This window comes from Paraburkholderia aspalathi, from assembly GCF_905220735.1.
Classification (GTDB): domain Bacteria; phylum Pseudomonadota; class Gammaproteobacteria; order Burkholderiales; family Burkholderiaceae; genus Paraburkholderia; species Paraburkholderia aspalathi.
This window is the reverse complement of record NZ_CAJNBA010000003.1, coordinates 233,602-256,904: the sequence shown is the minus strand read 5'-3', so window position 1 is coordinate 256,904 and position 23,303 is coordinate 233,602. Positions and strand designations below refer to the sequence as shown.

The window sequence follows — 23,303 nt, the reverse complement described above, 5'->3', positions numbered from 1 at the left end:
CGTGAATAAACGTGACCGGACGGAAAGCGGCGCGCCCGCCGCTTTCCCAATCACATACTCACGCGGCCAGCACTTCTACGATCTTACGCTGGAAGGCTTTCCCTTCGCTGTCGAATAAATGGCAGTGCTCAGGCGTGGCGCCGAGCTTTTGCACTTCGCCCTTGCTGTGCCGCTCAAGCGGCGGAATGCGCGCGATGATCCCGTCCGGCGCGACGCTCGATTCCGCATACAGATACGCTGCATCGCCGAGCGATTCGACCGCCATGGTTTTTGCCGACACGCCGTCGTCGGTCATTCCCACATGCAGATGCTCCGGGCGAATGCCAACGGTCACCTTGTCGCCCTGTTTCACCGCGCCGGGCTCCACCGCGACACGCTGAGTCTCGCCGGATTCGTAGCGCACCGTGACGCCGTCATGCGTGACCGACTGCACGACGCCTTCCATAAAGTTCATCTTCGGCGAACCGATGAAGCCGGCGACGAAGCGATTGGCCGGCGCGTGATACAGCATGGTCGGGCTGCCGACCTGCTCCACATTGCCCGCCGACAACACGACGATCTTATCGGCCAGCGTCATGGCTTCGACCTGATCGTGCGTCACGTAGATCATCGTGGTCTTCAGCTCGTCATGCAGACGCGCGAATTCGAGACGCATCTTCACGCGCAGCGCGGCGTCGAGATTCGACAACGGTTCGTCGAACAGGAACACTTTCGGCTTGCGCGTAATTGCGCGGCCGATTGCAACGCGCTGGCGCTGACCGCCTGAAAGCTGCTTCGGCTTGCGGTCGAGCAGGTGGTCGATGTGCAGGATCTTCGCCGCATTGCGCACGGCGGCGTCGATTTCCGGCTTCTTGGTGCCGGCGAGTTTCAGGCCGAACGCCATGTTGTCATACAGCGTCATGTGCGGATACAGCGCGTACGACTGGAACACCATCGCGATGCCGCGCTTGGCGGGCGGTACGTCGTTCACGCGCGCGTTGTCAATGGTCAGATCGCCGCTGGTGATGTCTTCGAGGCCGGCGATCATCCGCATCAGCGTCGATTTACCGCAACCGCTCGGACCCACGAAGACGACGAATTCGCCGTCCAGGATGTCGAGGTTGATGTCACGCATCACTTCGTTGTCGTCGTAGGCTTTTCGGATGTTGCGCAGAGTTACGCTTGCCATGATGTGTCTCCGTATGTTGCTCTTGCTACGTCAATTCATTTATCCAGGTGCTGCGCCAACGCGGCCGCGCTTACGGCGTCGCCGCCGTCGCGCTCAGCGTCCATTGCGCAACCAGGTCCGGCAACTGCAGCATGTCGTCGAACACAGTCCGCGCACCCGCCGCATGCAAGGCGTCGATCTGCGCGTCACTCGCATGACCGCCGCCGATAAAGCCCAGCACCGTCATGCCCGCCGCGGTTGCCGCCGTCACGCCCGTCACGCTGTCTTCCACCACGAGGCAGGCGGACGGCGCGAGACCGAGACCAAGCGCCGCAGCGAGATAGACATCGGGCGCGGGCTTCGGATTCGGCACCGCATCGGCGCAAAAAAGCCGGTTGCCGAAGAACTTCACGAGGCCCGTGCGCGCCAGCACGTTCTCCACATACGGCCGGAAACTGTTGCTCGCGCATGCCTTGGTGAGCGGCACCTGCGCGAGTGCAACCTCGATGCCAACGACCGCCGGCGCCTGCATCGCCGCTGCTTCCACCGCCCGGCGGATCGCCTCGATATCCTCGACGCCGAGGCTCCTGCCCAGTTTCGCCGCCGTACCCTGCAACACCGTTTCAATGCGCAAGCCGAGTAGCGGCAGCACCACCGGCGCGACATCGGCATCGGGCCAACGCGCCTCGAGTTCGTGCACCAGCATGTGCGCCGCCACGGCTTCGCTGTCGATCAGCACGCCGTCGCAATCGCAGATCAGCGCGAAATGACCTACCGTCGTACCTGCGGTCATTTGACCGCCCCAAAGGTAAGACCACGCACCAGTTGCTTCTGCGACAGCCAGCCGACAATCAGGATCGGCGCAACTGCAAGCAATGAAGCAGCGGAGAGCTTGGCCCAGAACAAACCTTCAGGACTCGAGTACGACGCAATGAACACAGTCAGCGGCGCCGCGTTCGAACTCGACAGGTTGATGCTCCAGAACGCTTCGTTCCACGACAGGATCACCAGCAGCAGCGCGGTGGAGGCAAGCCCCGGCAGCGACATCGGCATCAGCAGATAGACGATTTCCTGCCACGTCGCCGCACCGTCGATCCGGCCTGCTTCGAGAATGTCGCGCGGAATTTCCGCGAAGTACGTGAACGACATCCACACCGCAATCGGCAGATTGATCAGCGTGTAGACGATCACCAGACCGGACACCGAATCGAGCAGACCACTGTTCTTCCACAACAGATAGATCGGCACCAGCACGCCGACCGACGGCATCATCTTGGTCGACAGCATCCACAGCAGGACTTTCTGCGTGCGGCGCGTCGGAAAGAAGGCCATCGCGTACGCGGCCGGCACGGCGAGAATCAGGCACAGCAGCGTGACGCCCGCCGAGATCAGAATCGAATTCCACGCGAACGAAAAGTAATTGCTGCGCGCGAACACCTCGCGGAAGCTATCGAGCGTCGGGATGAAAAACAGCGACGACGAATACGCCTGCTGCTCCGTCTTGAACGCGGTGATCGTCATCCAGAAGATCGGAAAGAACAGCAGCAACGCGACGAGCCAGGCGATCACACCAGGGATGCCGCGGCGAATTGCGGCGAACGGCGACTTGGCCGGCACGGTCATGGGCGCCGTGCCCGACGCAGAGGTAGAGGCAACGTGGCTCATTTTTCGTACTCCCCTTTCAGGTTCTTCGCGAGCATCCGCACAAGGAAGAACGACACGATGTTAGCCAGCACGACAGCCAGAATGCCGCCCGCCGAAGCGAGACCGACGTCGAACTGTTGCAGGCCCAGCGAATAGATCAGGTACGACAGATTGGTGGTCGCGGTGCCCGGACCGCCGCCCGTGGTCGTATAGATTTCGGCGAAGATCGACAGCAGGAAAATCGTCTCCATCATCACCACCACCGCGATCGCTCGTTTCAGGTGAGGCAGCGTGATGTAGAAGAACATCGAGAACGGACCCGCGCCGTCGATACGCGCCGCTTCCTTCTGCTCCTGATCGAGCGACTGGATCGCGGTGAACAGAATCAGGAACGCGAACGGCAACCACTGCCACGCGACGATCATGATCACGGCCGTGAGTGGATACTCGGCGAACCAGTCGATCGGCTGCAGCCCGATTGCGCGCATGCCCTGTGCGATCAGGCCATACACCGGATGCAAGATCATGTTCTTCCAGATCAGCGCGCTGACCGTCGGCATCACGAAGAATGGTGCGATCGCCAGTAGCCGCGCAATGCCCTGGCCGTAGAACTTACGGTCGAACAGAATCGCCATCAACACACCGCCGACCACCGTGATCACCAGCACCGAGATGATCAACTCGAGCGTGTGCCCGATCGACGGTCCGAACGACGGATCGCTGGCGAGGTACTTGTAGTTGTCGAAACCGGCGAAGCCTTTCAGATCCGGATTCAACAGGTTATAGCGCGAGAACGAAAACCAGATCGTCATCGCCAGCGGAATCGCCATCCACAGCACGAGCACTGCGACTGAGGGCGTCACGAGCCAGCGGGCCGAATTGGCTTTGCGGGTTTCGCGTTCTTTTTCTGTTTGGGGATGGGCATGCATAAGAGGCAGGCGTAAAGGACGCATGATTGACCACCTGTTCGGTAATGCGCGGGCCGGCGCTTTCTCCGCCGTGATCGCTTGAACCGCCTGGCTACCGCGACGCAATGCGGTGTCGCGGTGCCCACGCGGCGGGGACGGCCCACAGTGCTACGTGGGCCGGCTGACGGGCGTCAGCCGGCGCGTGCCACATGAATCATGTGGCTGACTTCCGCTTTACTTCTGATACCCGGCCTGTTGCACGGCGCGATTCGCCGTTGCCTGGCCGGCTGCCAGCGCCTGATCGACCGTCATCTGACCGGCAATCGCGCCGGAGATGCTCTGACCGACTACGGTGCCGAACGACTGGAACTCAGGAATGCCGACGAACTGCACACCGGTGTACGGCACCGGCTTCAGAGTCGGATGATCCGGGTCAGCCGTTTCGATTGCCTTCAGCACGAAGTCGCCGAACGGTGCTGCCTGTTTGTATTCAGGACGTGCGTAGGTAGAGTGGCGCGTTCCCGGCGGCACCGAGGCCCAGCCCTCATCCTTCGCGACCAGTTCGATGTACTGCTTCGATGTGGCCCACGCGATGAACTTCTTCGCCGAGTCAGCCTGCTTCGACGACTTCGGAATGGCCAACGCCCACGCCCACAGCCAATGCGAGCCCTTCGGCGTGACGGCAATCGGCGCTGCCGCAAAGCCCACCTTGTCGGCGATCTGCGACTGCTGCTTGTTGTAGAGCATGCCGGCCGCCACCGTTGCATCGATCCACATCGCGCACTTGCCCGAGGACATCAGCGTCAGGTTTTCGTTGAAGCCGTTCGAACTGGCTCCCGGAGGGCCGTCTTTCTTCAGCAGATCGACGTAGAACGTCATCGCCTTCTTCCATTCCGGCGACGTCAGCTGCGCCTGCCACTTCTCGTCGAACCAGCGGCCACCGAAGGTGTTCACCACCGTCGTGCCATACGCCATGTTCTCGCCCCAGCCGGCCTTGCCGCGCAGGCAGATACCGTACATGCCGTTGGCTTTGTCCGTGAGCTTGTCGGCGAACTGAGCGATCTGGTCGTAGGTCGGCTGATCGGGCATTTTCAGGCCCTTGGCCGCGAACAGATCCTTGCGGTAATACGTCATCGAGCTTTCGACGTAGAACGGCAGTGCGTACAACTGGCCGCCACTCGAGAGGCCGTCGCGGGCCGTCTTCACGACGTCGTTCAGATCGTAATCAGCGGGCAGATTGGTGAGCGGCGTGAGCCAGCCGCGCTTGCCCCATTGCGGCGTTTCGTACGCACCGATCGTCATCACGTCGAACTGGCCGCTGCCGGTCGTGATGTCGGTGGTAGCGCGCTGACGCAGCACGTTTTCTTCGAGAATCACCCAGTTGAGCTTGATATCCGGATTCGCCTGCTCGAAGGCGGGCGAGAGCTTCTTCAGCTCGATCATGTCCGGATTGTTCAACGTGGCGATGGTCACCGTGGCCGCCTGAGCGTGCAACGCAAAGCATGCGACAGCGCCGGCACTGACCGCCTTCAGCGCGGATTTTGTAGCTGGTTTCATGTGTTGTCTCCTTTCTCGTACGTTATGTGATGCTGCGTTTGTTCTACGAAAATGACGAAGGGTGAAACAGGTTCGGCTCATCCACTCTGCAATTCGCTCAGCTCATCCAGTTGCCACCGTCGACGTTTAGGGTTTGCGCGGTGATGTAGTCGGCATCGGCCGACGCGAGAAACAGGGCCGCGCCGGTCAGATCGTCCGGCACACCCATACGGCCGAGCGGCACCGCTTCACCGACGAGGCGCTTCTTCTCGCCGAGCGGCCGGTTTTCATAGCGGGCGAAGAGCGCGTCGACCTCGTTCCACATCGGCGTATCGACGACGCCCGGCGCGATGCCGTTCACATTGATCTTATGCGGCGCGAGGGCGAGCGCTGCGGATTGCGTGTAGCTGAGTACGGCGGCTTTGGTTGCGCAGTAGTGCGACACCAGCGCCTCGCCGCGGCGCCCAGCTTGCGACGACATATTGATGATCTTGCCACCGCGACCCTGCTCGACCATTTTCCGGGCGACGGTTTGCATCAGGAAGAACATGCCCTTCACGTTGACCGAGAAGAGGCGGTCGAACACGTCCCAGGATTCATCGAGGATCGGGCGCATATCGAAGAGCGCCGCGTTGTTGAACAGGATGTCGACCTGGCCGAAGCGCTCCAACGTGCTCGCCAGGATGCGTTCGATATCCTCGCGGCGCGTTACATCGGCGCTGACGGTCAGCACGCGGTCGCCGTAGGCAGCGCGCAACGCGTCGCCGAAACTGTCGGCCGGCTTCACGTCGACCAGCACGCAGCGTGCGCCTTCGTCCAGATAGCGCCGGGCCACGGCTTCACCGATTCCGCTTGCCGCGCCCGTCAGAATGGCCACTTTGTCTTGCAATCGTGCCGCCACTGCCTGTCTCCGGTTCGTTTCGCTTCTTGAGGCGCGGTGAGCGAACGCTCGTTGCGCGAACAATTGCTCTGTTAGTGATCGAATGATCGGATACGGACCGGGTCATGTCAAGGCGCTCGACCAGATTTCGATGGTGCAGCGCGGCAGGACCCGCGCACACCCTCGTCCAGCTTCGACCGATACAAATACGAGAAATCGCAGACCGCCGATCTGCTTTCTGCGCAAGCCGCTGACAAAAATTCGAGATACGTTATATCATTGCGACCTCGCTTCACTCCGAAGCTTTGCAGGTTCGTCAGGGAGTCCGCTGATGGCTACATCGATTGCAGAACACCATGCCGTACGGCTCGCCCATGCCGAGGCGCACGCCGCGCTGCACGGGCTCGCGCTTACGCCGCTGCGGCGTCAGGTGTATGCGGCGATCGTCGCCAGCGACCGGCCGATCGGCGCTTACGAGTTGCTGGACGCGCTCGAACCGCAACGCGGGCGCGTGCCACCCACCACGATCTACCGGGCGCTGGACTTTCTGCTCGCACACGGCTTCGTCCATCGGATCGAATCGAAGAACGCGTTTTTTGCCTGCTGCGAGGTCGGCGTGCCGCATCGCAGCCAGTTTCTGATGTGTGACGGCTGCGGCGCGACTGTCGAGATTCCCGGCGGCGATCTTGCCCACCAACTGTCACATAGCGCGCCGGCGCACGGTTTCGAGGTGCACCGCCAGGTGGTCGAGCTAAGCGGTCTGTGCGCGCGCTGCGCCCGCGCGGCGCGGCCCGCCGGGGCGTCCTTATGAAAGCGCGCCGCTCCTAAGGTTTGTAGTTCATTCAACTCTTACGCAGCAGGAAACAACGATGAAGAAATTCGGCTCGATGTTGAACGGGGCGCGCCATGCGCTGAAGCTGTCGAAGACCGTGGCCATGGGCGCGACGGTGGCCGCTGCTTTCACGCTCAGCCACGGTGCATTTGCCGCGGATGCGAAAATCCCGGTGGTGGCAGCGGAAAACTTTTACGGTGACGTCGTGCAGCAACTGGGCGGCGATCGCGTCGACGTAACGAGCATCCTCAGCAATCCGGATCAGGACCCGCACCTGTTCGAAGCCAGCCCGAAGACGGCGCGCGCTTTGCAGCATGCGAGCCTTGTGGTCTACAACGGCGCCGACTACGATCCGTGGATGGCGAAACTGCTGGCCGCTTCCAAGGGCTCGAATCGCGCGACGATCGTTGCCGCCGAACTGACAGGCAAGAAGAGCGGCGATAATCCTCACCTCTGGTACGACCCGGCCACCATGCCGAAAGTGGCGCGCGCGATAAGCGCCGCGCTCGTCGCGGCTGACCCGGCGCACAAGTCGGCGTACGATGCGAACCTCGCGAAGTTTCTCGATTCGCTGAAACCCATCGACGCCAAAGTCGCCGATCTGCATGGCCGCTACGCCGGTGTGCCGGTGACGGCAACCGAGCCGGTGTTCGGCTATATGTCGGACGCAGTCGGCCTCTCGATGCGCAATCTGCGCTTCCAGTTGGCGACGATGAACGACACTGAAGCAAGCGCGGCCGATATCGCCGCGTTCGAACGCGATCTGCGCGAAAAGCGCGTACGCGTTCTGATCTACAACAGCCAGGCAACCGAGGCCCTGACCAAACGCATGTTGAAGCTCGCGCAGCAATCGAAGGTGCCGACCATGAGCGTCACCGAAACCGAACCGGCCGGTAAGACCTATCAGACGTGGATGCTGATGCAGCTCGACGCGCTGGGCACGGCGCTGGCTGCGGGCGATGCGGGCGGAGCGAATGCGGCGGCGAGCACCGCCAAAGGAAAAACCCAATGAACGAAACTGGCCGCAGCACGCCAGCTAATGTATCGACGGGCGCACGCAGCAACGTGCCCGTGCTTGAACTCGAGCGCGTCACGCTTGAACTCGGCGGCCGCACGATTCTGCGCGAGGCCGGCTTCGTGGTGAATCAGGGCGAATTCATCGGCGTGCTCGGGCCGAACGGCGCGGGCAAGACCACGCTGATGCGCGCCGTGCTCGGTCTCGTGCCGGCGGCGAGCGGCGCGATCCGCGTGTTAGGGCAACCGGTCGAGCGGGGTAACTCGTCGATCGGCTATATGCCGCAGACGCGCAGTGCGCTCGCCGGGCGCCGCGTGCGCGGCCGCGACTTCGTCGCCATGGCCGCCGATGGACATCGCTGGGGCCTGCCCCATGCGGACAGCAAAACCCGCGCGGATGTCGAGCGGGTGCTCGATCTGGTGGGCGGCCGTCAGTTGGCCGAGCGGCCCTTATCGGAACTGTCAGGCGGCGAACGTCAGCGTCTGCTGCTCGCGCAATGCCTGCTCGGCGACCCCAAGCTGCTGCTACTCGACGAACCGCTGATCAGCCTCGATCCGCATCATCAGAAGAGCGTGGTGGAACTGGTGCGGCGCGTGCAGCAGGAACTCGGCATTGCCGTGCTGTTCTCGGCGCATGAACTGAATCCGCTTCTGCACGCGCTCGACCGCGTGCTGTATCTCGGCAGCGGTGTCGCCGCGCTCGGCACCGTCGATGAAGTCATTACGCGGCCGGTGCTGTCGCGTCTCTATGGCTCGCCGATCGACGTGATGCGCGTGAATGGCCGCATCTTCGTGATGTCGGGCGACGTGGAAGTCGAAAAACACGATCACGAGCACGAACACGACGAGAACGGCGGCCATAGCCACTCGCACGGGCACGGCCATTCACATTCGCACGACCACGGTGGCGCGCACAGCCACTCACACCAGCACGACTCACGCGACGGACATAAGCACGATGTTTGAATACGATTTCATGGTGAACGCGTTCGCGGCGTCGGGGATCGTCGCGGTGCTGGCAGGCGTGGTGGGTTATTTTCTGGTGATGCGTGGACAGACTTTCGCCGGTCACGCGCTCTCGCACGTCGGCTTCACCGGCGCGACCGGCGCCGTGCTGATCGGCATCTCGCCGATCTGGGGGATGATCGGCTTCACGCTCGCGGCAGGCGTCGGGATGGGCGCGCTCGGCGAGAAACTGGCCGGACGCGACGTGGCGATCGGCGTGATCCTGTCGCTGTCGCTCGGCTTCGGCTTGTTGTTCCTGCACTTCTTCACCGCATACGCGACCCAGGTTACCGCGCTGCTGTTCGGCAACGTGCTCGGCGTGAATGCGTCGACACTCGGCGTGCTGGCGGGGTTGGGCGTCGTCAGTTTGCTCGCGCTCGCCGCGATCATGCGGCCCTTGCTGTTTGCTTCGCTGCAGCCGGAATTGGCCGAAGCCAAGGGCGTGTCGTTGCGCAAGGTGTCGGTGCTGTTTCTGTCGATTGCCGCGCTCGCCGTGGCGGCGTGCACGCAGATTGTCGGCGTGCTGCTGGTGTTCACGCTGATGGTCGGGCCGGCCGCCGCCGCGCAAAACGTGACGACGCGGCTCTCGACCGGTCTCGTGCTCGCCGCCGTGTTCGCGCTGATGCAGGCCTGGCTCGGTCTCACGCTGGCGTTCTACACCGACTGGCCGACGAGCTTCTGGATCACCGTGCTGTCGGCGGTGGTGTATGGCGGGAGTTTGCTAAGGCGTCGTTGAAGCGGCATTGAAGCGGCGGCTGGCGGCAACACTTTGCGTGCCGCCGCCATCGCCCTGCGAATTTCAACCGAGCAGCACCTTCGCGTGATGCGCGATGTGATCCTCGATGAACGTCGTGATGAAGTAATACCCGTGGTCGTAGCCGGCATGACGACGCAAGGTCAGCGGTTGTCCCGCAGCCTTGCAGGCGGCTTCAAACACATCCGGGTTCAATTGCTCGGCGAGAAACTGATCCGCCAGCCCCTGATCGATCAGAATCCCCTCAGCGAACTTGCGCTTCGCGTGGGCAACCAGCTCGCTCGAGTCGTACTGCCTCCACGCTTCACGGTCTTCGCCCAGATACCCGCTGAACGCCTTCACGCCCCACGGGCACTGTGAAGGCGCGGCGAGCGGCGCGAATGCCGACACCGACCGATAGATCTCCGGATTGCGCAGCGCCAGCATCAACGCGCCATGGCCACCCATCGAATGCCCGAAGATGCCCAGACGTCCACCGTCCACCGGCAGATTCGCGAGCACTGTTTCGCGCAGTTCGTCGCGCACATACGAGTACATCCGATAGTGCTTCGCCCACGGCTGCTGCGTCGCGTTGACGTAAAAGCCCGCGCCCACGCCGAAGTCCCACGCCGCGCTTTCGCCCGGCACGCCCGCACCGCGCGGACTGGTGTCCGGCGCGATCAACGCGATGCCGTGCTGCGCAGCGAAGCGCTGCGCGCCCGCCTTGACCGGAAAGGTTTCTTCCGTGCAGGTCAGCCCGGCGAGATAGAACAGCGCAGGCACGTTCGCGTTGGCCTGCAAAGCCTGCGGCGGCAGATACACCGAGAAGCGCATCGGCAGACCGACGGTCTGCGAGTCGTGCCGGTAGATCCGCTGCTCGCCGCCATGGCAGGCATGCGACGACAATAGTTCAAGCATCGAGATGCTCCTTTCTGTGCCGGGTCGGTGACGTATTAATGACGTATCAACGCCGCATTAGTACAGCACGACCGAGCGGATCGACTCACCCTTCTTCATCAGATCGAAGCCTTCGTTGATGCGCTCGAGCGGCAGACGATGTGTGATCAGGTCGTCGATATTGATCTTGCCTTCCATGTACCAGTCGACGATCTTCGGCACATCCGTGCGGCCGCGCGCGCCGCCGAATGCCGAACCCTTCCACTCGCGGCCCGTCACCAACTGGAACGGACGCGTGCTGATCTCTTCGCCCGCCGCCGCCACGCCGATGATGAACGACTGACCCCAGCCCTTGTGCGTACATTCCAGCGCCTGACGCATCACCTTCGTGTTGCCGATACATTCGAACGAATAATCGGCGCCGCCATCGGTGAGTTGCACGATATGGTCGACCACGTTCTCGACTTCGTTCGGGTTGATGAAGTGGGTCATGCCGAATTTCTTCGCCAGTTCAATGCGACCCGGGTTGATATCGACGCCGATGATCTTGTCCGCGCCAACCATCTTCGCGCCTTGAATCACATTCAGACCGATGCCGCCGAGACCAAACACCACGACGTTCGCGCCTGCTTCGACTTTCGCCGAATACACGACAGCGCCGACGCCCGTCGTCACGCCGCAGCCGATGTAGCAGATCTTGTCGAACGGCGCGTCTTCACGCACCTTCGCGACCGCGATTTCCGGCACGACGATGTAGTTCGAGAACGTCGATGTGCCCATGTAGTGAAACAGCGGCTTGCCATCCAGCGAGAAGCGCGACGTGGCATCGGGCATCAGGCCCTTGCCTTGTGTCGAACGGATCGCCTGACAAAGGTTGGTCTTGCGCGACAGACAGAATTTGCACTGACGGCATTCAGGCGTGTACAGCGGAATGACGTGGTCGCCCTTCTTCAACGTGCCGACACCCGGACCGACATCGACGATCACACCTGCGCCTTCGTGGCCGAGAATCGCCGGGAAGATGCCTTCAGGATCGGCGCCCGAGAGCGTGTAGTAGTCGGTGTGGCAGATACCCGTCGCTTTCACTTCAATCAGGACTTCACCGGCGCGCGGACCTTCCAGGTCCACTTCTTCGATCGTCAACGGGGCGCCGGCTTTCCATGCGATTGCTGCTTTGGTTTTCATCGTGAATACTCCTGTGAGTCGGTGAATGCCTGGCGCGTCGCGGTGACATGTCGCGCGGCGTGCCGGTGTCGCGGTTCGCGGTTCCGCACCTTGCGGTTCGCGGTTAATTCGTGTGCCGGACTGGGGACGGACAGTGTCGTTACCGCCCGGCATCGTTCGCCGGCCTATACCTTAGCGTGCGAAAGCCGACATGGTATTGCAAAGTACGTCGCCGCATTGTCTGTAGCTGACATCGCGTTGCTCAGCGAAGCGGAGTCTCGCCGAACCATGACTCGACGCGGCCATACAGATCGAGAAAGCGCGCATATCGTTCGGCGAGCGCGGCATCGCCTTGCGGTCCGGCAACGCGCGTCGCGCCCGGCGCAAGCGCGGCGAGGTCGCTCGCGTGCCAATGCCCGCTCGCCAGTCCACCGAGGATAGCCGCGCCACGCGGCGCCGCGTTGGGGCAGTCGACGGCATGGAGTTCGACGTTTAACGCGTCGGCGAGCAACTGCCGCCAGCGCGCATCGACTGAACCGCCACCCGCGAGTTTCAAGGTAGTCACCGTCGCGCCGCTCGCGCGGATTGCGTCGAGACCGGCACGCAGCGAGAACGCGACACCCTCGAATGCGGCGCGCATCATCGTGCCGCGCGTGTGATCGAGCGCGAGGCCAAGCCAGCCGCCACGCGCGGCAGGGTTGAGCCACGGAGTGCGCTCGCCGGTGAGGTAGGGCAGAAACGTCAGGCCCGCTGCGGCGCTGGAGATCGCGGCTGTTGTATCGCCAGGGGCACGATCCGATGCATCGCCGAACGCATCACGATAAGCATCAACCCATTCATACGACAACCAACCCCGCACGCGTTCGAGCGCAACGCCGACGTTTTGCATCGCCGCCATGCGATACCAGTGATCGCTCGCGGCCCGATAGCGATGCAGGCCCTTTACCGCTTGCGGTGCGTGCTCGGCGAGCACGACGATTTGTCCACCCGTCCCGGTGGTGAGCAACGCGTCACCGTCGCTCGAGAGACCACTGCCAAGCGCCGCGCATGGCGTATCGGCGGCACCGATCGCGAGCACGATGCCGGCGCGCAGACCCAGCTCCTGCGCGGCTTCCGGCGACAGAATGCCGCCTGCCGCGTAGGACGGCGCAAGCGGCGCAAACCATTCATGCGGCAATTCGAGTCGCTCGAGCAGCGCCTGATCCCACACGCCTGCGGGATCGGCAAGCGCGGTCGCGCAGGCGTCCGATGGATCAGTTGCGACCGCGCCGCCCAACGCGACGCGCAACCAATCCTTCGGTTGCAGCGCCCATCGTGTTTTACGCGCGGACTGCGGTTCGTTCTGCACGATCCAGCGCAGCAGAGGACCGGCCATGCCGGGAGCAACAGGATTCGGCTGCGGCTCGGGCCACTGATCGAGCAGACTCAACGCACGCGTGTCGGGCCAGAGCATCGCCGGGCGCACGGCTGCGCCATCGGCATCGATCAATACGACACCGTGCATCTGTCCGGAGAAACCGATTGCTTGCACGTCACGACGCAACCCGGCAGGCAAACGCCCCGCCGCTTCGCACAGCGCGCGCCACCAGGTTTGCACCGAGATTTCGGCCCATCCGGAATGCGGAGTTTCTAGTGCATACGCGACACTCGCCGCGGCCTGCTCGCGGCCGTCTTCGTCGACGATTGCAACTTTGAGAGAGCCGGTGCCAAGGTCGATGCCAAGAAAACTCATGGGCGATAGAACGTCAATTTGAGCTTAGGGACAAGCACGCGAAAGGTGCCTGGAACGGCGTATTTTCCATCACCGCTGCGCGGTTTCGGAAACTCGCCCGAATGTGCGCTGAAAACCCGGAATCGCGGGTTAACCCCGCCACGCCGCGAGCCGCACAAAAACAGCACTATGCGTCGAGCGAGATACACCTCATTGATTCTCACACATATCCCGTTAGGACGGGCGCGCGCGGCGCGTGAGCGCCCATCGCCGCTGCAAGGGGCTAACGGCCGATTTGTGCGGCGCACGTATTTCTTTTTCCTTTCAAACAGCCCTCATCCATATCGTCACCGGGAATGCCGGAATAGGCCCCAGTGGTCTTGTTGCAGCTTTTCGTTCCGCATACCTTGGAGCCATCCCAAAACGAGATGGTGGAGAGAGACAAAATGCAATCGAACACGGTTCACCCGTGCGACGAGCGACTGCCCGCGGGCCAGTTGCTGACGCTCGGCATTCAGCACGTTTTGGTGATGTACGCAGGCGCAGTTGCGGTGCCGCTGATCATCGGCGCGGCGCTGAAATTGCCGAAAGACCAGATCGCGTTCCTGATTAGCGCCGACCTGTTTTCCTGCGGCATCGCCACGCTGATTCAGACCCTCGGTCTGTGGATCTTCGGCATTCGTCTGCCGGTCATCATGGGCTGCACGTTCGCGGCTGTCGGTCCGATGGTCGCGATCGGCACCAATCCTTCGCTCGGTATTCTCGACATCTTCGGCTCGACGATCGCGGCCGGTGTCATCGGCATCCTGCTCGCGCCGGCGGTCGGCAAGCTGCTGCGCTTTTTCCCACCGGTGGTGATCGGCGTGGTGATCTCGGTGATCGGCCTCTCGCTGATGGAAGTGGGCATCAACTGGGCGGCCGGCGGTGTGGGCAACCCTGACTACGGCAATCCGGTCTATCTCGGCCTGTCGCTCCTCGTGTTGATGTTGATCCTGCTGATCAACAAATTCGCCAAGGGCTTCCTCGCCAATATCTCGGTGCTGCTCGGCATCGTTGCGGGTTTCATCATCGCGCTGGCGCTCGGCCGCGTGAACATGGACGGCGTCACGCACGCACCGTGGGTCGGCATCGTGATGCCGTTCCACTTCGGCCTGCCGCATTTCGATCCGCTCGCAATCGCGACGATGGTCACCGTGATGTTCGTCACCTTCATCGAATCGACTGGCATGTTCCTCGCGGTCGGTGACATGGTCGATCGTCCGGTGGATCAGAAGACGCTGGTGCGCGGTCTGCGTGTCGACGGTCTGGGTACGCTGATCGGCGGCATCTTCAACTCGTTCCCGCATACCTCGTTCTCGCAGAACGTCGGCCTGATCGGCGTGACGGGCGTGAAAAGCCGCTTTGTTTGCGCGATGGGCGGCGTGATCCTGGTGCTGCTGGGCCTGTTCCCGAAGATGGCGCAAGTGGTGGCTTCCGTGCCGGCCTTCGTGCTCGGCGGTGCGGGCATCGTGATGTTCGGCATGGTCGCGGCGAACGGCATCAAGGTGCTGGCCAAGGTCGACTTCGTGAAGAACCATCACAACCTGTTCATCGTTGCAGTGAGCATCGGCATGGGTCTGGTGCCGGTGGTGTCGCCGCAATTTTTCTCGAAGCTGCCGCCGGCGCTGTCGCCGCTGTTGCATAGCGGAATCTTGCTGGCTTCTGTATCGGCGGTCGTGCTGAATCTGATCTTCAACGGCGTGAAGAGCGAGAAGAAGGCGCAGTGCGAAATTCGCCAGGCCGGACATGATTTCGACGGACGCGGCGGGAATGAGCCGCCACGCGACGAGATGTTGCGTGCGGTGGATGCGCATTAAGCATCGGGCTGGAGCCGGCGCCGCGCGAAAGAGATTGCGCTAAGCGCTGGGTCGAATTCGGTTCAAGCCAAGCATCAATAAAAAAGCCACGGCATGCCGTGGCTTTTTTTATTACCGGCTGCGCAGGGTGGCTTTCCCGATAGAACTGAAAGCCGCCCTGCGCACCTGCTACCGCAAGACTACAGACCTCAACCCGCAGTCGCCGCCGAAGCCGCCACTGGCGCACTCGCCGCACCGTAATCGACCGGTGCATCGGCCGGACGCGGCTGCTCGCCGGCCCGTTCGATCCAGCCGCCGCCGAGTGCCTGGTACAGCGTGACCAGATTCTGCAGACGCTGCATGCGCGCGGTCACCAGCAACTGCTGCGCCGTGTACAAATCGGTCTGCGCGGTCAGCACCGACAGATAGCTGTCGACACCGTTCTTATAACGCAGGTCCGACAGATCCAGCCGGCGCTGTTCGGCAAAGGTATTGCGCTCGAGCGCCTGAATCTGCTGATCGTACGTGCCGCGTGCCGCCAGTGCGTCCGCCACTTCGCGGAAGGCCGTCTGGATCGCCTTCTCATACGTGGCGATCTGGATGTTCTTCTGCACGGTAGCGAGGTCGAGATTGGCCTTGTTCTGGCCGCCTTCGAAGATCGGCAACGTGATCGACGGCGCGAAGCTCCATGCCGCCGAACCCGGCTTGAACAGACCGCCGAGCGTCGGGCTCAGCGTACCGAAACTGCCGGTCAGCGAGACCTTCGGGAAGAACGCTGCACGCGCCGCGCCGATGTTCGCGTTGGCCGCGAGCAGATTCTCCTCAGCCTCCATGATGTCCGGACGACGTGTCAGCAGATCGGACGGCAGGCCCGCCGGCACATCCGTCAGCAGGTTCTGATTGTCCAACGTCATGCCCGGCGGCAGATCGTCCGGCAACGGCTCGCCGAGCAGCAGCACGAGCGCGTTATCCGCCTGAGCCCGCAGACGCTGCTGCGACTGCAGGTTGGCGTTCGCCTGCTCGACTACGGTCTGCGACTGCCGCAGGTCCAGTTCCGAACCCGTGCCGTTGTCGAACTGCAGCTTGGTGATGCGGTACGACTCCTCCGCGGTCTTCAACGTGTTCTGCGTCACCTTCAGCAGATCGTCGAGTTCGAGCACCGTCATGTACTGATTCGCCACCTGGGAGACCAGCGCGATTTCCGCCGCCTTGCGCGCCTGAGCGGTAGCCAGGTACTGAGCCAAAGCCTGATCCTTCAGGCTTTGAATCCGCCCGAAGAAATCGATTTCCCAGGAAGCGTTCAGACCCACGGAGTACGTGTTGCTGATCGTGAGACCCGTAGACGTCAGGTCTTTCGGCGTGCGCTGTTTACTTTGCGACGCCGCGGCGTCCAGCGTCGGGAACAGCGCCGCGCGAGCGATCTGGTACTGCGCCTGCGATGCCTGGATATTCAGCACCGACACGCGCAGATCGCGGTTGTTCTTCAGCGCGATTTCGATCAGCCGCTGCAGACGCGCGTCGGCGAAGAAATCACGCCAGCCGATATCGGTGGCCGCCTGGCCGTTCGCGGTCCGCGAGGCGCCAGCCGCGCCCGGCTGCGTGTCGTACACGCCGCCGGTCGGGAAGGTCGCCGTCACGGGCTCATCTGGGCGATGGTACTTCGGCGCCATCGTGCAACCCGCGGCGAACAGCGCAACCGCCACTGCAATCAAAGAGTGTTTTTGCATCTCAATGTCCGTCCTTGCCCGAGCCTTGATCAGTCGAGCCGCCAGCCGACCCGCCACCTTGCGGATCATGCGGATGGTGCTGGTTGTAGTGTGCGAGCGCCTCATCCGGGTCTTCCTTCTCGCCGCCGAACTTCGCGCGGATCACGACGAAGAACATCGGGATCATGAAAATCGCGAGGAAGGTCGCCGTCAACATCCCGCCGATCACGCCAGTACCGATTGCGTGCTGGCTGGCCGAGCCTGCGCCGTTACTGATCGCGAGCGGCATCACGCCGAGAATGAACGCGAGCGAGGTCATCAGAATCGGTCGCAACCGCAGACGCGCTGCTTCCAGCGCGGCCTCGATCGGCCCCATCCCTTCACCCTGCTGCAACTCGCGGGCGAATTCCACGATCAGAATCGCGTTCTTCGCCGACAGCCCCACCGTGGTCAACAGACCCACCTGGAAGAACACGTCGTTCTCGAGCCCGCGCAGCGTAGCGGCCAGCAGTGCGCCGATCACGCCGAGCGGCACCACCATGATCACCGAGAACGGGATCGACCAGCTTTCATACAGCGCCGCGAGACACAGGAACACAACCAGGATCGAGATGCCGTACAGAATCGGCGCCTGCGAACCGGACTGGCGTTCCTGCAACGACAAGCCCGTCCATTCGTAGCCGATACCCGCCGGCAGCTTCGCCACGAGTGCTTCCATGGCCGTCATGGCCTGACCGGTCGACTTGCCCGGTGCAGCCGCGCCCTGGATTTCCACCGCCGAAATACCGTTGTAGCGCTCGAGCTTCGGCGAACCGTAGGACCATGTACCGCTGGCGAACGATGAGAACGGCACCATGCTGCCGGCCGTATTACGCACGTACCAGGCGTTCAGGTCTTCCGGTTTCATCCGGAACGGCGCGTCGCCTTGCAGATACACCTTCTTGATCCGGCCATCGGTATCGAGGAAGTTGTTCACGTACTGCGACGCCCATGCGATCGAGAACGTCTGGTCGATCACCGACAGCGACACGCCGAGCGCGGAAGCCTTCTCGTGGTCGATGTTCACCGTGAACTGCGGCGTATCGTTCAGGCCGTTCGGACGCACCTGAGCCAGCGTCGGATCTTTCGCAGCCATGCCCAACAGCATGTTGCGAGCCTGCATCAGCTTCTCGTGGCCGATACCGGCGCGATCCTGCAACTCGAAGTCGAAGCCTGCAGCCGTGCCGAGTTCAGGAATCGACGGCGGATTCACCGGATACACCAGCGCGTTCTTGTAGCTCGAGAAATGCATGAAGAGGCGGCCAACCAGCGCCTGCACCTTCTGATCCGAGTGCTGACGCACCGCGTAGTCCTTCATCCGCACGAACACGAGACCCGCGTTCTGACCGCGGCCGGCGAAGCTGAAGCCGTTCACCGTGAAGGTCGATTCGACGATGCTCTTCTCGCTGTTGAGCAGGTAGTCGGACACGTCCTTCAGCGCATGCGCCGTGGTTTCCTGAGTCGAGCCGGACGGCGTTTGCACCAGCACGAACATCGTGCCCTGGTCTTCATCAGGCAGGAACGACTTCGGCAACTTCACGAACAGCAGGCCGACCGCGAAGATCACCACCATGTAGATGATCAGCCAACGGCCCGAGCGCTTGATCACGTGGTGAACGCCCGAGTGATACTTGTCGCGGCTCTTGTTGAACGTGCGGTTGAACCAGCCGAAGAAACCGGTGGTTTTTTCCTGATGGCCCTTTTCGATCGGCTTCAGGATCGTCGCGCACAGCGCCGGCGTCAGAATCAACGCGACCAGCACGGACAGCACCATCGCTGCCACGATCGTCAGCGAGAACTGCCGGTAAATGGCCCCGACCGAACCGCCCGAGAACGCCACCGGCACGAACACCGCCGACAGCACGAGCGCCACGCCGACCAGCGCGCCGGTAATCTGGTCCATCGCCTTGCGGGTCGCATCTCGAGGCGATAAGCCCTCCTCCTGCATCACCCGCTCGACGTTTTCCACCACCACGATCGCATCGTCCACCAGCAAGCCGATCGCCAGCACGAGCCCGAACATGGACAGCGTGTTGATCGAGAAGCCCACGATACCCATGATCGCGAACGTGCCCAACAGCACCACCGGCACGGCGATCGTAGGGATCAGCGTGGCTCGCAGGTTCTGCAGGAACAGGTACATGACCAGGAACACCAGCACGATACCTTCGAGCAGCGTCTTGACCACTTCTTCGATCGACAGGCGCACGAACGGCGTGGTGTCGTACGGATACTGCACGACGAGGCCGTGCGGGAAGTACTTCGACAGTTCGGCGACCTTCGCGCGGACTGCCTTGGCTGTAGCCAGCGCGTTCGCGCCGGTGGCGAGCTGAATACCGAAGCCTGCCGTCGGCTGACCGTTGTACTTGGTGTCGAAGTTGTAGTTTTCGCCACCGAGCTCGATACGGGCCACGTCCTTGATACGGACTTGCGAACCGTCCGTATTCACCTTCAGCAGCACGTTGCCGAACTGTTCAGGCGTATTGAGCAGCGTGGCTTCCGTGATGGTTGCCTGCAGCACCTGACCCGGCACCGACGGCGTGCCGCCGAGCGAACCGCCCGCGACCTGCACGTTCTGCGCCGTCAACGCCGTCTGCACGTCTACCGGCGTCAAACCGAAGTTGGTCAGCTTGTTCGCGTCCAGCCAGATCCGCATTGCGTACTGCGAGCCGAACAGCGTCACCGTACCCACGCCGTCGATCCGGCTGACCGGGTCTTCGACGTTCGACGCGACGTAGTTCGCCAGGTCGTACTTGTTCATGCTGCCGTCTTCGGACACGAACGCCATCACCAGCAAGAAGCTGCTGCTCGACTTCGTGACCTTGGTGCCCAACTGCTGCACGGCTTGCGGCAACAGCGGCGTGGCGAGCTGCAGCTTGTTCTGCACCTGCACCTGCGCGATGTCAGGATTGGTGCCGGCTGCGAACGTCAGCGTGATGGTTGCCGTACCCGAGTCGTCCGATGTGGACGACAGATACAGCAAGTGGTCGAGACCACTCATCTGCTGCTCGATCACCTGCGTGACAGTGTTTTCCACCGTCTTCGCCGATGCACCCGGATACGTTGCGCTGATCTGCACGGCCGGCGGCGCGATGGTCGGGTATTGCGCGATCGGCAACGTGAACACCGACGCGATACCCGCGAGCATCAGAATAATGGCGATCACCCATGCAAAAATCGGGCGATCAATAAAGAACTTTGCCATGAAGCGGGCTCCCTGTTATTACGCGCCCGATGCAGCAGAAGCGGGTTGAGCCGTCTGCGCACCGCTGGCGGCCGGCGCACCCTGAGCGGATGCGTCAGAAGCGGGTGTGGCGGGAAGTTGCGCGGCAACGGCCTTGACCTCCTGCCCCGGACGCGCCTTGTCGGTGCCCTGGACAATCACGCGGTCGCCGGCCTTCAGGCCGCTTTCCACCACCCAGTTCGAACCGTACGTGCCCGCAGTAACGAGCTGGCGCAATTCGACCTTGTTCGCTGCGTTGACGACGAGCGCAGTCGGCTGGCCCTTCTGGTCATGCGTGATGCCGACTTGCGGCACGACGAGCGCGTTGTCGTTGATGCCTTCCTCGATCCTCGCGCGCACGAACATGCCCGGCAGCAGCACCTTGTCCGTGTTCTTGAAGATCGCGCGCACCGTCACCGAGCCAGTGGTCTGATCGACCGTCACGTCGGTGAACTGCAGCTTGCCCTTTTCGGAATAGGTGCGGCCGTCTTCGAGAATCAGTGAGACCTTGGCAGCGTCCGGACCGCTCGTCTTCAGACGCCCTTCCTGCACTTCGCGGCGGAGCTTCAGACCGTCGAGGCTGGATTGCGTCAGATCCACGTAGACCGGGTCGAGTTGCTGGACCGTTGCCAGCAGCGTGGCGGCGCTCGCCTGTACATACGCGCCCGGCGTAACTTGCGACACGCCGATCTGGCCGGTCACCGGCGAGGTCACGTCGGTGTAGCCGAGGTTGATCTGCGCCGTGTCGACCGCTGCCTTGCCGGCGGCCACATCAGCCGCGGCCTGGCCTGCAGAGGCCACCGCGTTGTCGTAGTCCTGCTTGCTGACCGCATTGGCGGCCACCAGCACCTTGAAGCGGTTGGCTTGCGCGGTGGTCGACACGAGATTGGCCTGGGCCTTCGCCAGCGTTGCTTTCGCGTTGTTCAACGTCGCGATGTAGGGCGCCGGATCGATCTTGTACAGACGCTGACCGGCCTTGACCTCGCCGCCTTCCGTGAATTCGCGGCGCAGCACGATGCCGTCGACCCGTGCACGCACTTGCGCGACGAGGAAGGCACTGGTGCGGCCGGGCAATTCGGTGACGACGGGCACAGCCGTCGGCTGGACGGTGACGACACCCACTTCGGGCGTTTGTTGCGGCGGGGCAGATTGTTTTGGTCCGCACGCTGCCAGCAATACGGCAGCCGTCGCGGCACTGATTAAGCGGAATGGAACCCGTTCGACGCGCATGGAGCGACCTCTGTCAAAGACTGAGAATGAAAAAGTGCGCGCATCCCTACCCCGGGGACGACAGCGCACACATGCGTCTTGCGACGCGTGACCGGAAGCCCGTGGATGCAAACCGCACCTGCAGGGGCATCCTGAGCAAAATGCGCCATACCGGGGAAATGCCGCACGGCGCCGCCCGTCGGGGCACGGCGCAAGAGCGTTTTGAAAGGCAACAGTGACGGATATTAACCGGTCGTCACGGCTTGGGCTATCCGATCGTGGGATGCTATTATATATACATCCACGAATGCATGTAAAAGTGCGTTTAGTTCTTTGCAGGCGGGGGACCTGCAAGATCGCTTCGCAAATTGCTTAACAGAAGACAGATTGTCATCGAGCGTACTTAAAAGCGCCCGGGGAAACCCCACAATCAGGGCAGGTCACGACAATATGGTCAGAAGAACCAAGGAAGAGGCACAGGAGACGCGCAACAGCATTCTCGACGCGGCCGAACGGGTTTTCTTCGAGAAGGGTGTATCGCGCACGTCGCTCGCCGATATCGCACAGGCCGCCGGCGTCACGCGCGGCGCAATCTATTGGCATTTCGCGCACAAAGGCGATCTATTTACGGAAATGTTCGACCGCGTGCTGCTGCCGCTGGACGAACTCAAAGCCGCCTCGCAAGACCCCAATGAACCCGACCCGCTCGGGCGCCTTACGGAAATCTGTACAGTCTGCCTGCGTGACACTGCCAACGACCCGCGTCGCCGGCGGGTGTTCGACATTCTCTTTCTGAAGTGCGAGTTCGTCGAAGAGATGGGTCCGGTGATGATCCGCTATCAGACCAATATGCGCGAAGGGCTGTTGAAGATCGAGGGCGGTCTGCGCAATGCGATCTCCAAAGGGCAATTGCCGGTCGATCTCGACACCAGAATCGCGGCGGCGATGGTGCATGCGTTCATCAGCGGCTCGCTGCGCGACATGCTGTTTTTGCCGGAAACGACCAATTTCAGCAAGCACGCGGAGCAGATGGTCGCCGGGATGTTCGATGCGCTACGGCTGAGTCCGGCGCTGCGCATCGGGAATCGGACGGCGCCGGCCGCCGCCCGGCTACCCGGTCAGACTAGCTAGATACTTACGCCGCGACCCGGCGCGCCCGCGCCGTCTGATTCGACGTGTAGATATTGCCGCGTTCGAGCGGCGCCCCACCCTGCACCGTGGCGATCCACTGCTCCGTGCTCGCCACCGCCGCGAAGTTCGACTGCAGGACCACGCTGAAGACCCGATGAATCTCCTCTGCGCTCACAAAGCCCGCACTGTTCTCATAGGGCAGCGAGCCGGTTGCGTCGTGCAGAAATTCGACGGCAAACCCCGCGTGGTATGCGTGGTTGATGGTCGACGCGTCGCAGTTGTGCGTCATGTAACCGACGACCGTCAGCGTGTCGACCCGCTGCACGGCCAGCCAGTCGGCGAGATCGGTACCGGCAAAGGCGCTCGCCCGCGACTTCTCAATATAGTGATCATGCGCCCGCCCACCCACCACCGGATGCAGTTCGGCGCGTTCGCTGCCGCGCGCGAACACCGGCGAGCCGGCCGGCGCGAGATGTTGCACGACCACCACCGGCACGCCGGCGGCACGGGCCGCGTCCATCGCCCGGCCGATGTTGGCGAGCGAGGTTTGCACATCCGGGTATTCGATCGGCAGATCGCCGGTAACGTATTCGTTCTGCACATCGATGACGATCAGCGCGCGGCGGGGTGCGGTCATGGCAAGACTCCTGTCGGTTGAGCAGTTAGGGCTCGCGCTGCACGGCCCGGAT

Annotated in this window: 19 protein-coding genes; 6 read left to right on the top strand and 13 right to left on the bottom strand. The window is 62.5% G+C overall.

What is annotated here, in order from left to right:
• Positions 1-58: 58 nt before the first annotated feature.
• The 6 genes from KHO30_RS19990 to KHO30_RS19965 all read right to left on the bottom strand — a co-directional run bounded on the left by KHO30_RS19990 (position 59) and on the right by KHO30_RS19965 (position 6,136).
• Entirely contained in the window at positions 59-1,168 is a 1,110-nt protein-coding gene (locus KHO30_RS19990; RefSeq protein WP_054034358.1) for an ABC transporter ATP-binding protein, read from the bottom strand.
• A 70-nt stretch (positions 1,169-1,238) separates the two neighbouring features.
• The gene (locus tag KHO30_RS19985; protein ID WP_054034359.1) at positions 1,239-1,940 is read right to left on the bottom strand and encodes an HAD family hydrolase; all 702 of its coding nucleotides are present in this window, start codon (positions 1,938-1,940) and stop codon (positions 1,239-1,241) included.
• Positions 1,937-2,770 carry a carbohydrate ABC transporter permease gene (locus tag KHO30_RS19980; RefSeq protein ID WP_234487518.1) on the bottom strand — a complete coding sequence of 278 codons (834 nt, stop codon included), beginning with the start codon at positions 2,768-2,770 and terminating at the stop codon, positions 1,937-1,939. The genes KHO30_RS19985 and KHO30_RS19980 overlap by 4 nt, the downstream gene beginning before the upstream one ends.
• A gap of 38 nt (positions 2,771-2,808) precedes the next feature.
• On the bottom strand, positions 2,809-3,744 hold the full coding sequence (locus KHO30_RS19975; RefSeq protein WP_093635644.1) for a carbohydrate ABC transporter permease: 936 nt from the start codon (positions 3,742-3,744) through the stop codon (positions 2,809-2,811).
• 189 nt (positions 3,745-3,933) lie between these two features.
• Positions 3,934-5,256 (bottom strand): ABC transporter substrate-binding protein, encoded by a 1,323-nt coding sequence (locus KHO30_RS19970; protein WP_093635641.1) that lies wholly within the window; start codon positions 5,254-5,256, stop codon positions 3,934-3,936.
• A gap of 97 nt (positions 5,257-5,353) precedes the next feature.
• Positions 5,354-6,136 carry an L-iditol 2-dehydrogenase gene (locus KHO30_RS19965; protein WP_211701958.1) on the bottom strand — a complete coding sequence of 261 codons (783 nt, stop codon included), beginning with the start codon at positions 6,134-6,136 and terminating at the stop codon, positions 5,354-5,356.
• 310 nt (positions 6,137-6,446) lie between these two features.
• Between KHO30_RS19965 and KHO30_RS19960 the strand changes: the two genes are divergently transcribed.
• From KHO30_RS19960 to KHO30_RS19945, 4 genes are read left to right on the top strand one after another with little or no spacing between them, the layout of a single operon-like run.
• Positions 6,447-6,926, top strand: coding sequence for a Fur family transcriptional regulator (locus tag KHO30_RS19960; protein ID WP_211701956.1), 480 nt, complete (start codon positions 6,447-6,449; stop codon positions 6,924-6,926).
• A gap of 58 nt (positions 6,927-6,984) precedes the next feature.
• Positions 6,985-7,959 (top strand): metal ABC transporter solute-binding protein, encoded by a 975-nt coding sequence (locus tag KHO30_RS19955; protein WP_211701954.1) that lies wholly within the window; start codon positions 6,985-6,987, stop codon positions 7,957-7,959.
• The gene (locus KHO30_RS19950; protein ID WP_211701952.1) at positions 7,956-8,927 is read left to right on the top strand and encodes an ABC transporter ATP-binding protein; all 972 of its coding nucleotides are present in this window, start codon (positions 7,956-7,958) and stop codon (positions 8,925-8,927) included. Before KHO30_RS19955 ends, KHO30_RS19950 begins: the two co-directional genes overlap by 4 nt.
• Positions 8,920-9,702 (top strand): metal ABC transporter permease, encoded by a 783-nt coding sequence (locus KHO30_RS19945; RefSeq protein WP_093635631.1) that lies wholly within the window; start codon positions 8,920-8,922, stop codon positions 9,700-9,702. Before KHO30_RS19950 ends, KHO30_RS19945 begins: the two co-directional genes overlap by 8 nt.
• A gap of 63 nt (positions 9,703-9,765) precedes the next feature.
• Here KHO30_RS19945 and fghA read toward each other — a convergent pair whose 3' ends face one another.
• From fghA to KHO30_RS19930, 3 genes are all read right to left on the bottom strand, one after another.
• Entirely contained in the window at positions 9,766-10,617 is an 852-nt protein-coding gene (gene fghA, locus KHO30_RS19940; RefSeq protein ID WP_211701950.1) for an S-formylglutathione hydrolase, read from the bottom strand.
• A 57-nt stretch (positions 10,618-10,674) separates the two neighbouring features.
• Complete coding sequence (locus KHO30_RS19935; protein ID WP_093635627.1) at positions 10,675-11,781, bottom strand: S-(hydroxymethyl)glutathione dehydrogenase/class III alcohol dehydrogenase; 1,107 nt, start codon at positions 11,779-11,781, stop codon at positions 10,675-10,677.
• A 241-nt stretch (positions 11,782-12,022) separates the two neighbouring features.
• The gene (locus tag KHO30_RS19930) at positions 12,023-13,492 is read right to left on the bottom strand and encodes a xylulokinase (protein ID WP_211701948.1); all 1,470 of its coding nucleotides are present in this window, start codon (positions 13,490-13,492) and stop codon (positions 12,023-12,025) included.
• A gap of 425 nt (positions 13,493-13,917) precedes the next feature.
• Here KHO30_RS19930 and KHO30_RS19925 point away from each other — a divergent pair, with 425 nt between their 5' ends.
• The gene (locus tag KHO30_RS19925; RefSeq protein ID WP_093635623.1) at positions 13,918-15,327 is read left to right on the top strand and encodes a nucleobase:cation symporter-2 family protein; all 1,410 of its coding nucleotides are present in this window, start codon (positions 13,918-13,920) and stop codon (positions 15,325-15,327) included.
• Positions 15,328-15,515: 188 nt separating this feature from the next.
• Here the strand turns inward: KHO30_RS19925 and KHO30_RS19920 are convergent, their stop codons facing one another.
• From KHO30_RS19920 to KHO30_RS19910, 3 genes are read right to left on the bottom strand one after another with little or no spacing between them, the layout of a single operon-like run.
• Complete coding sequence (locus KHO30_RS19920; RefSeq protein WP_200618218.1) at positions 15,516-17,033, bottom strand: efflux transporter outer membrane subunit; 1,518 nt, start codon at positions 17,031-17,033, stop codon at positions 15,516-15,518.
• 1 nt (position 17,034) lies between these two features.
• A complete protein-coding gene (locus KHO30_RS19915) occupies positions 17,035-20,256 on the bottom strand; it encodes an efflux RND transporter permease subunit (RefSeq protein ID WP_211701946.1) in 3,222 nt (1,073 codons plus the stop codon).
• Positions 20,257-20,274: 18 nt separating this feature from the next.
• Complete coding sequence (locus KHO30_RS19910) at positions 20,275-21,504, bottom strand: efflux RND transporter periplasmic adaptor subunit (RefSeq protein ID WP_211701944.1); 1,230 nt, start codon at positions 21,502-21,504, stop codon at positions 20,275-20,277.
• A gap of 429 nt (positions 21,505-21,933) precedes the next feature.
• Between KHO30_RS19910 and KHO30_RS19905 the strand changes: the two genes are divergently transcribed.
• On the top strand, positions 21,934-22,614 hold the full coding sequence (locus tag KHO30_RS19905) for a TetR family transcriptional regulator (protein ID WP_093635613.1): 681 nt from the start codon (positions 21,934-21,936) through the stop codon (positions 22,612-22,614).
• A 4-nt stretch (positions 22,615-22,618) separates the two neighbouring features.
• Here the strand turns inward: KHO30_RS19905 and KHO30_RS19900 are convergent, their stop codons facing one another.
• A complete protein-coding gene (locus tag KHO30_RS19900) occupies positions 22,619-23,251 on the bottom strand; it encodes a cysteine hydrolase family protein (protein WP_211701942.1) in 633 nt (210 codons plus the stop codon).
• Positions 23,252-23,303 lie beyond the last annotated feature (52 nt).

What these genes read in the sequence shown, in the direction of transcription:
- KHO30_RS19915 (WP_211701946.1), bottom strand. Translation starts at nt 20,256, where the DNA reads ATGGCAAAGTTCTTTATTGATCGCCCGATTTTTGCATGGGTGATCGCC.
- KHO30_RS19905 (WP_093635613.1), top strand. Translation starts at nt 21,934, where the DNA reads ATGGTCAGAAGAACCAAGGAAGAGGCACAGGAGACGCGCAACAGCATT.
- KHO30_RS19960 (WP_211701956.1), top strand. Translation starts at nt 6,447, where the DNA reads ATGGCTACATCGATTGCAGAACACCATGCCGTACGGCTCGCCCATGCC.
- KHO30_RS19925 (WP_093635623.1), top strand. Translation starts at nt 13,918, where the DNA reads ATGCAATCGAACACGGTTCACCCGTGCGACGAGCGACTGCCCGCGGGC.
- fghA (WP_211701950.1), bottom strand. Translation starts at nt 10,617, where the DNA reads ATGCTTGAACTATTGTCGTCGCATGCCTGCCATGGCGGCGAGCAGCGG.
- KHO30_RS19950 (WP_211701952.1), top strand. Translation starts at nt 7,956, where the DNA reads ATGAACGAAACTGGCCGCAGCACGCCAGCTAATGTATCGACGGGCGCA.
- KHO30_RS19900 (WP_211701942.1), bottom strand. Translation starts at nt 23,251, where the DNA reads ATGACCGCACCCCGCCGCGCGCTGATCGTCATCGATGTGCAGAACGAA.
- KHO30_RS19980 (WP_234487518.1), bottom strand. Translation starts at nt 2,770, where the DNA reads ATGACCGTGCCGGCCAAGTCGCCGTTCGCCGCAATTCGCCGCGGCATC.
- KHO30_RS19955 (WP_211701954.1), top strand. Translation starts at nt 6,985, where the DNA reads ATGAAGAAATTCGGCTCGATGTTGAACGGGGCGCGCCATGCGCTGAAG.
- KHO30_RS19920 (WP_200618218.1), bottom strand. Translation starts at nt 17,033, where the DNA reads ATGCAAAAACACTCTTTGATTGCAGTGGCGGTTGCGCTGTTCGCCGCG.
- KHO30_RS19990 (WP_054034358.1), bottom strand. Translation starts at nt 1,168, where the DNA reads ATGGCAAGCGTAACTCTGCGCAACATCCGAAAAGCCTACGACGACAAC.
- KHO30_RS19935 (WP_093635627.1), bottom strand. Translation starts at nt 11,781, where the DNA reads ATGAAAACCAAAGCAGCAATCGCATGGAAAGCCGGCGCCCCGTTGACG.
- KHO30_RS19975 (WP_093635644.1), bottom strand. Translation starts at nt 3,744, where the DNA reads ATGCGTCCTTTACGCCTGCCTCTTATGCATGCCCATCCCCAAACAGAA.
- KHO30_RS19910 (WP_211701944.1), bottom strand. Translation starts at nt 21,504, where the DNA reads ATGCGCGTCGAACGGGTTCCATTCCGCTTAATCAGTGCCGCGACGGCT.
- KHO30_RS19970 (WP_093635641.1), bottom strand. Translation starts at nt 5,256, where the DNA reads ATGAAACCAGCTACAAAATCCGCGCTGAAGGCGGTCAGTGCCGGCGCT.
- KHO30_RS19985 (WP_054034359.1), bottom strand. Translation starts at nt 1,940, where the DNA reads ATGACCGCAGGTACGACGGTAGGTCATTTCGCGCTGATCTGCGATTGC.
- KHO30_RS19945 (WP_093635631.1), top strand. Translation starts at nt 8,920, where the DNA reads ATGTTTGAATACGATTTCATGGTGAACGCGTTCGCGGCGTCGGGGATC.
- KHO30_RS19930 (WP_211701948.1), bottom strand. Translation starts at nt 13,492, where the DNA reads ATGAGTTTTCTTGGCATCGACCTTGGCACCGGCTCTCTCAAAGTTGCA.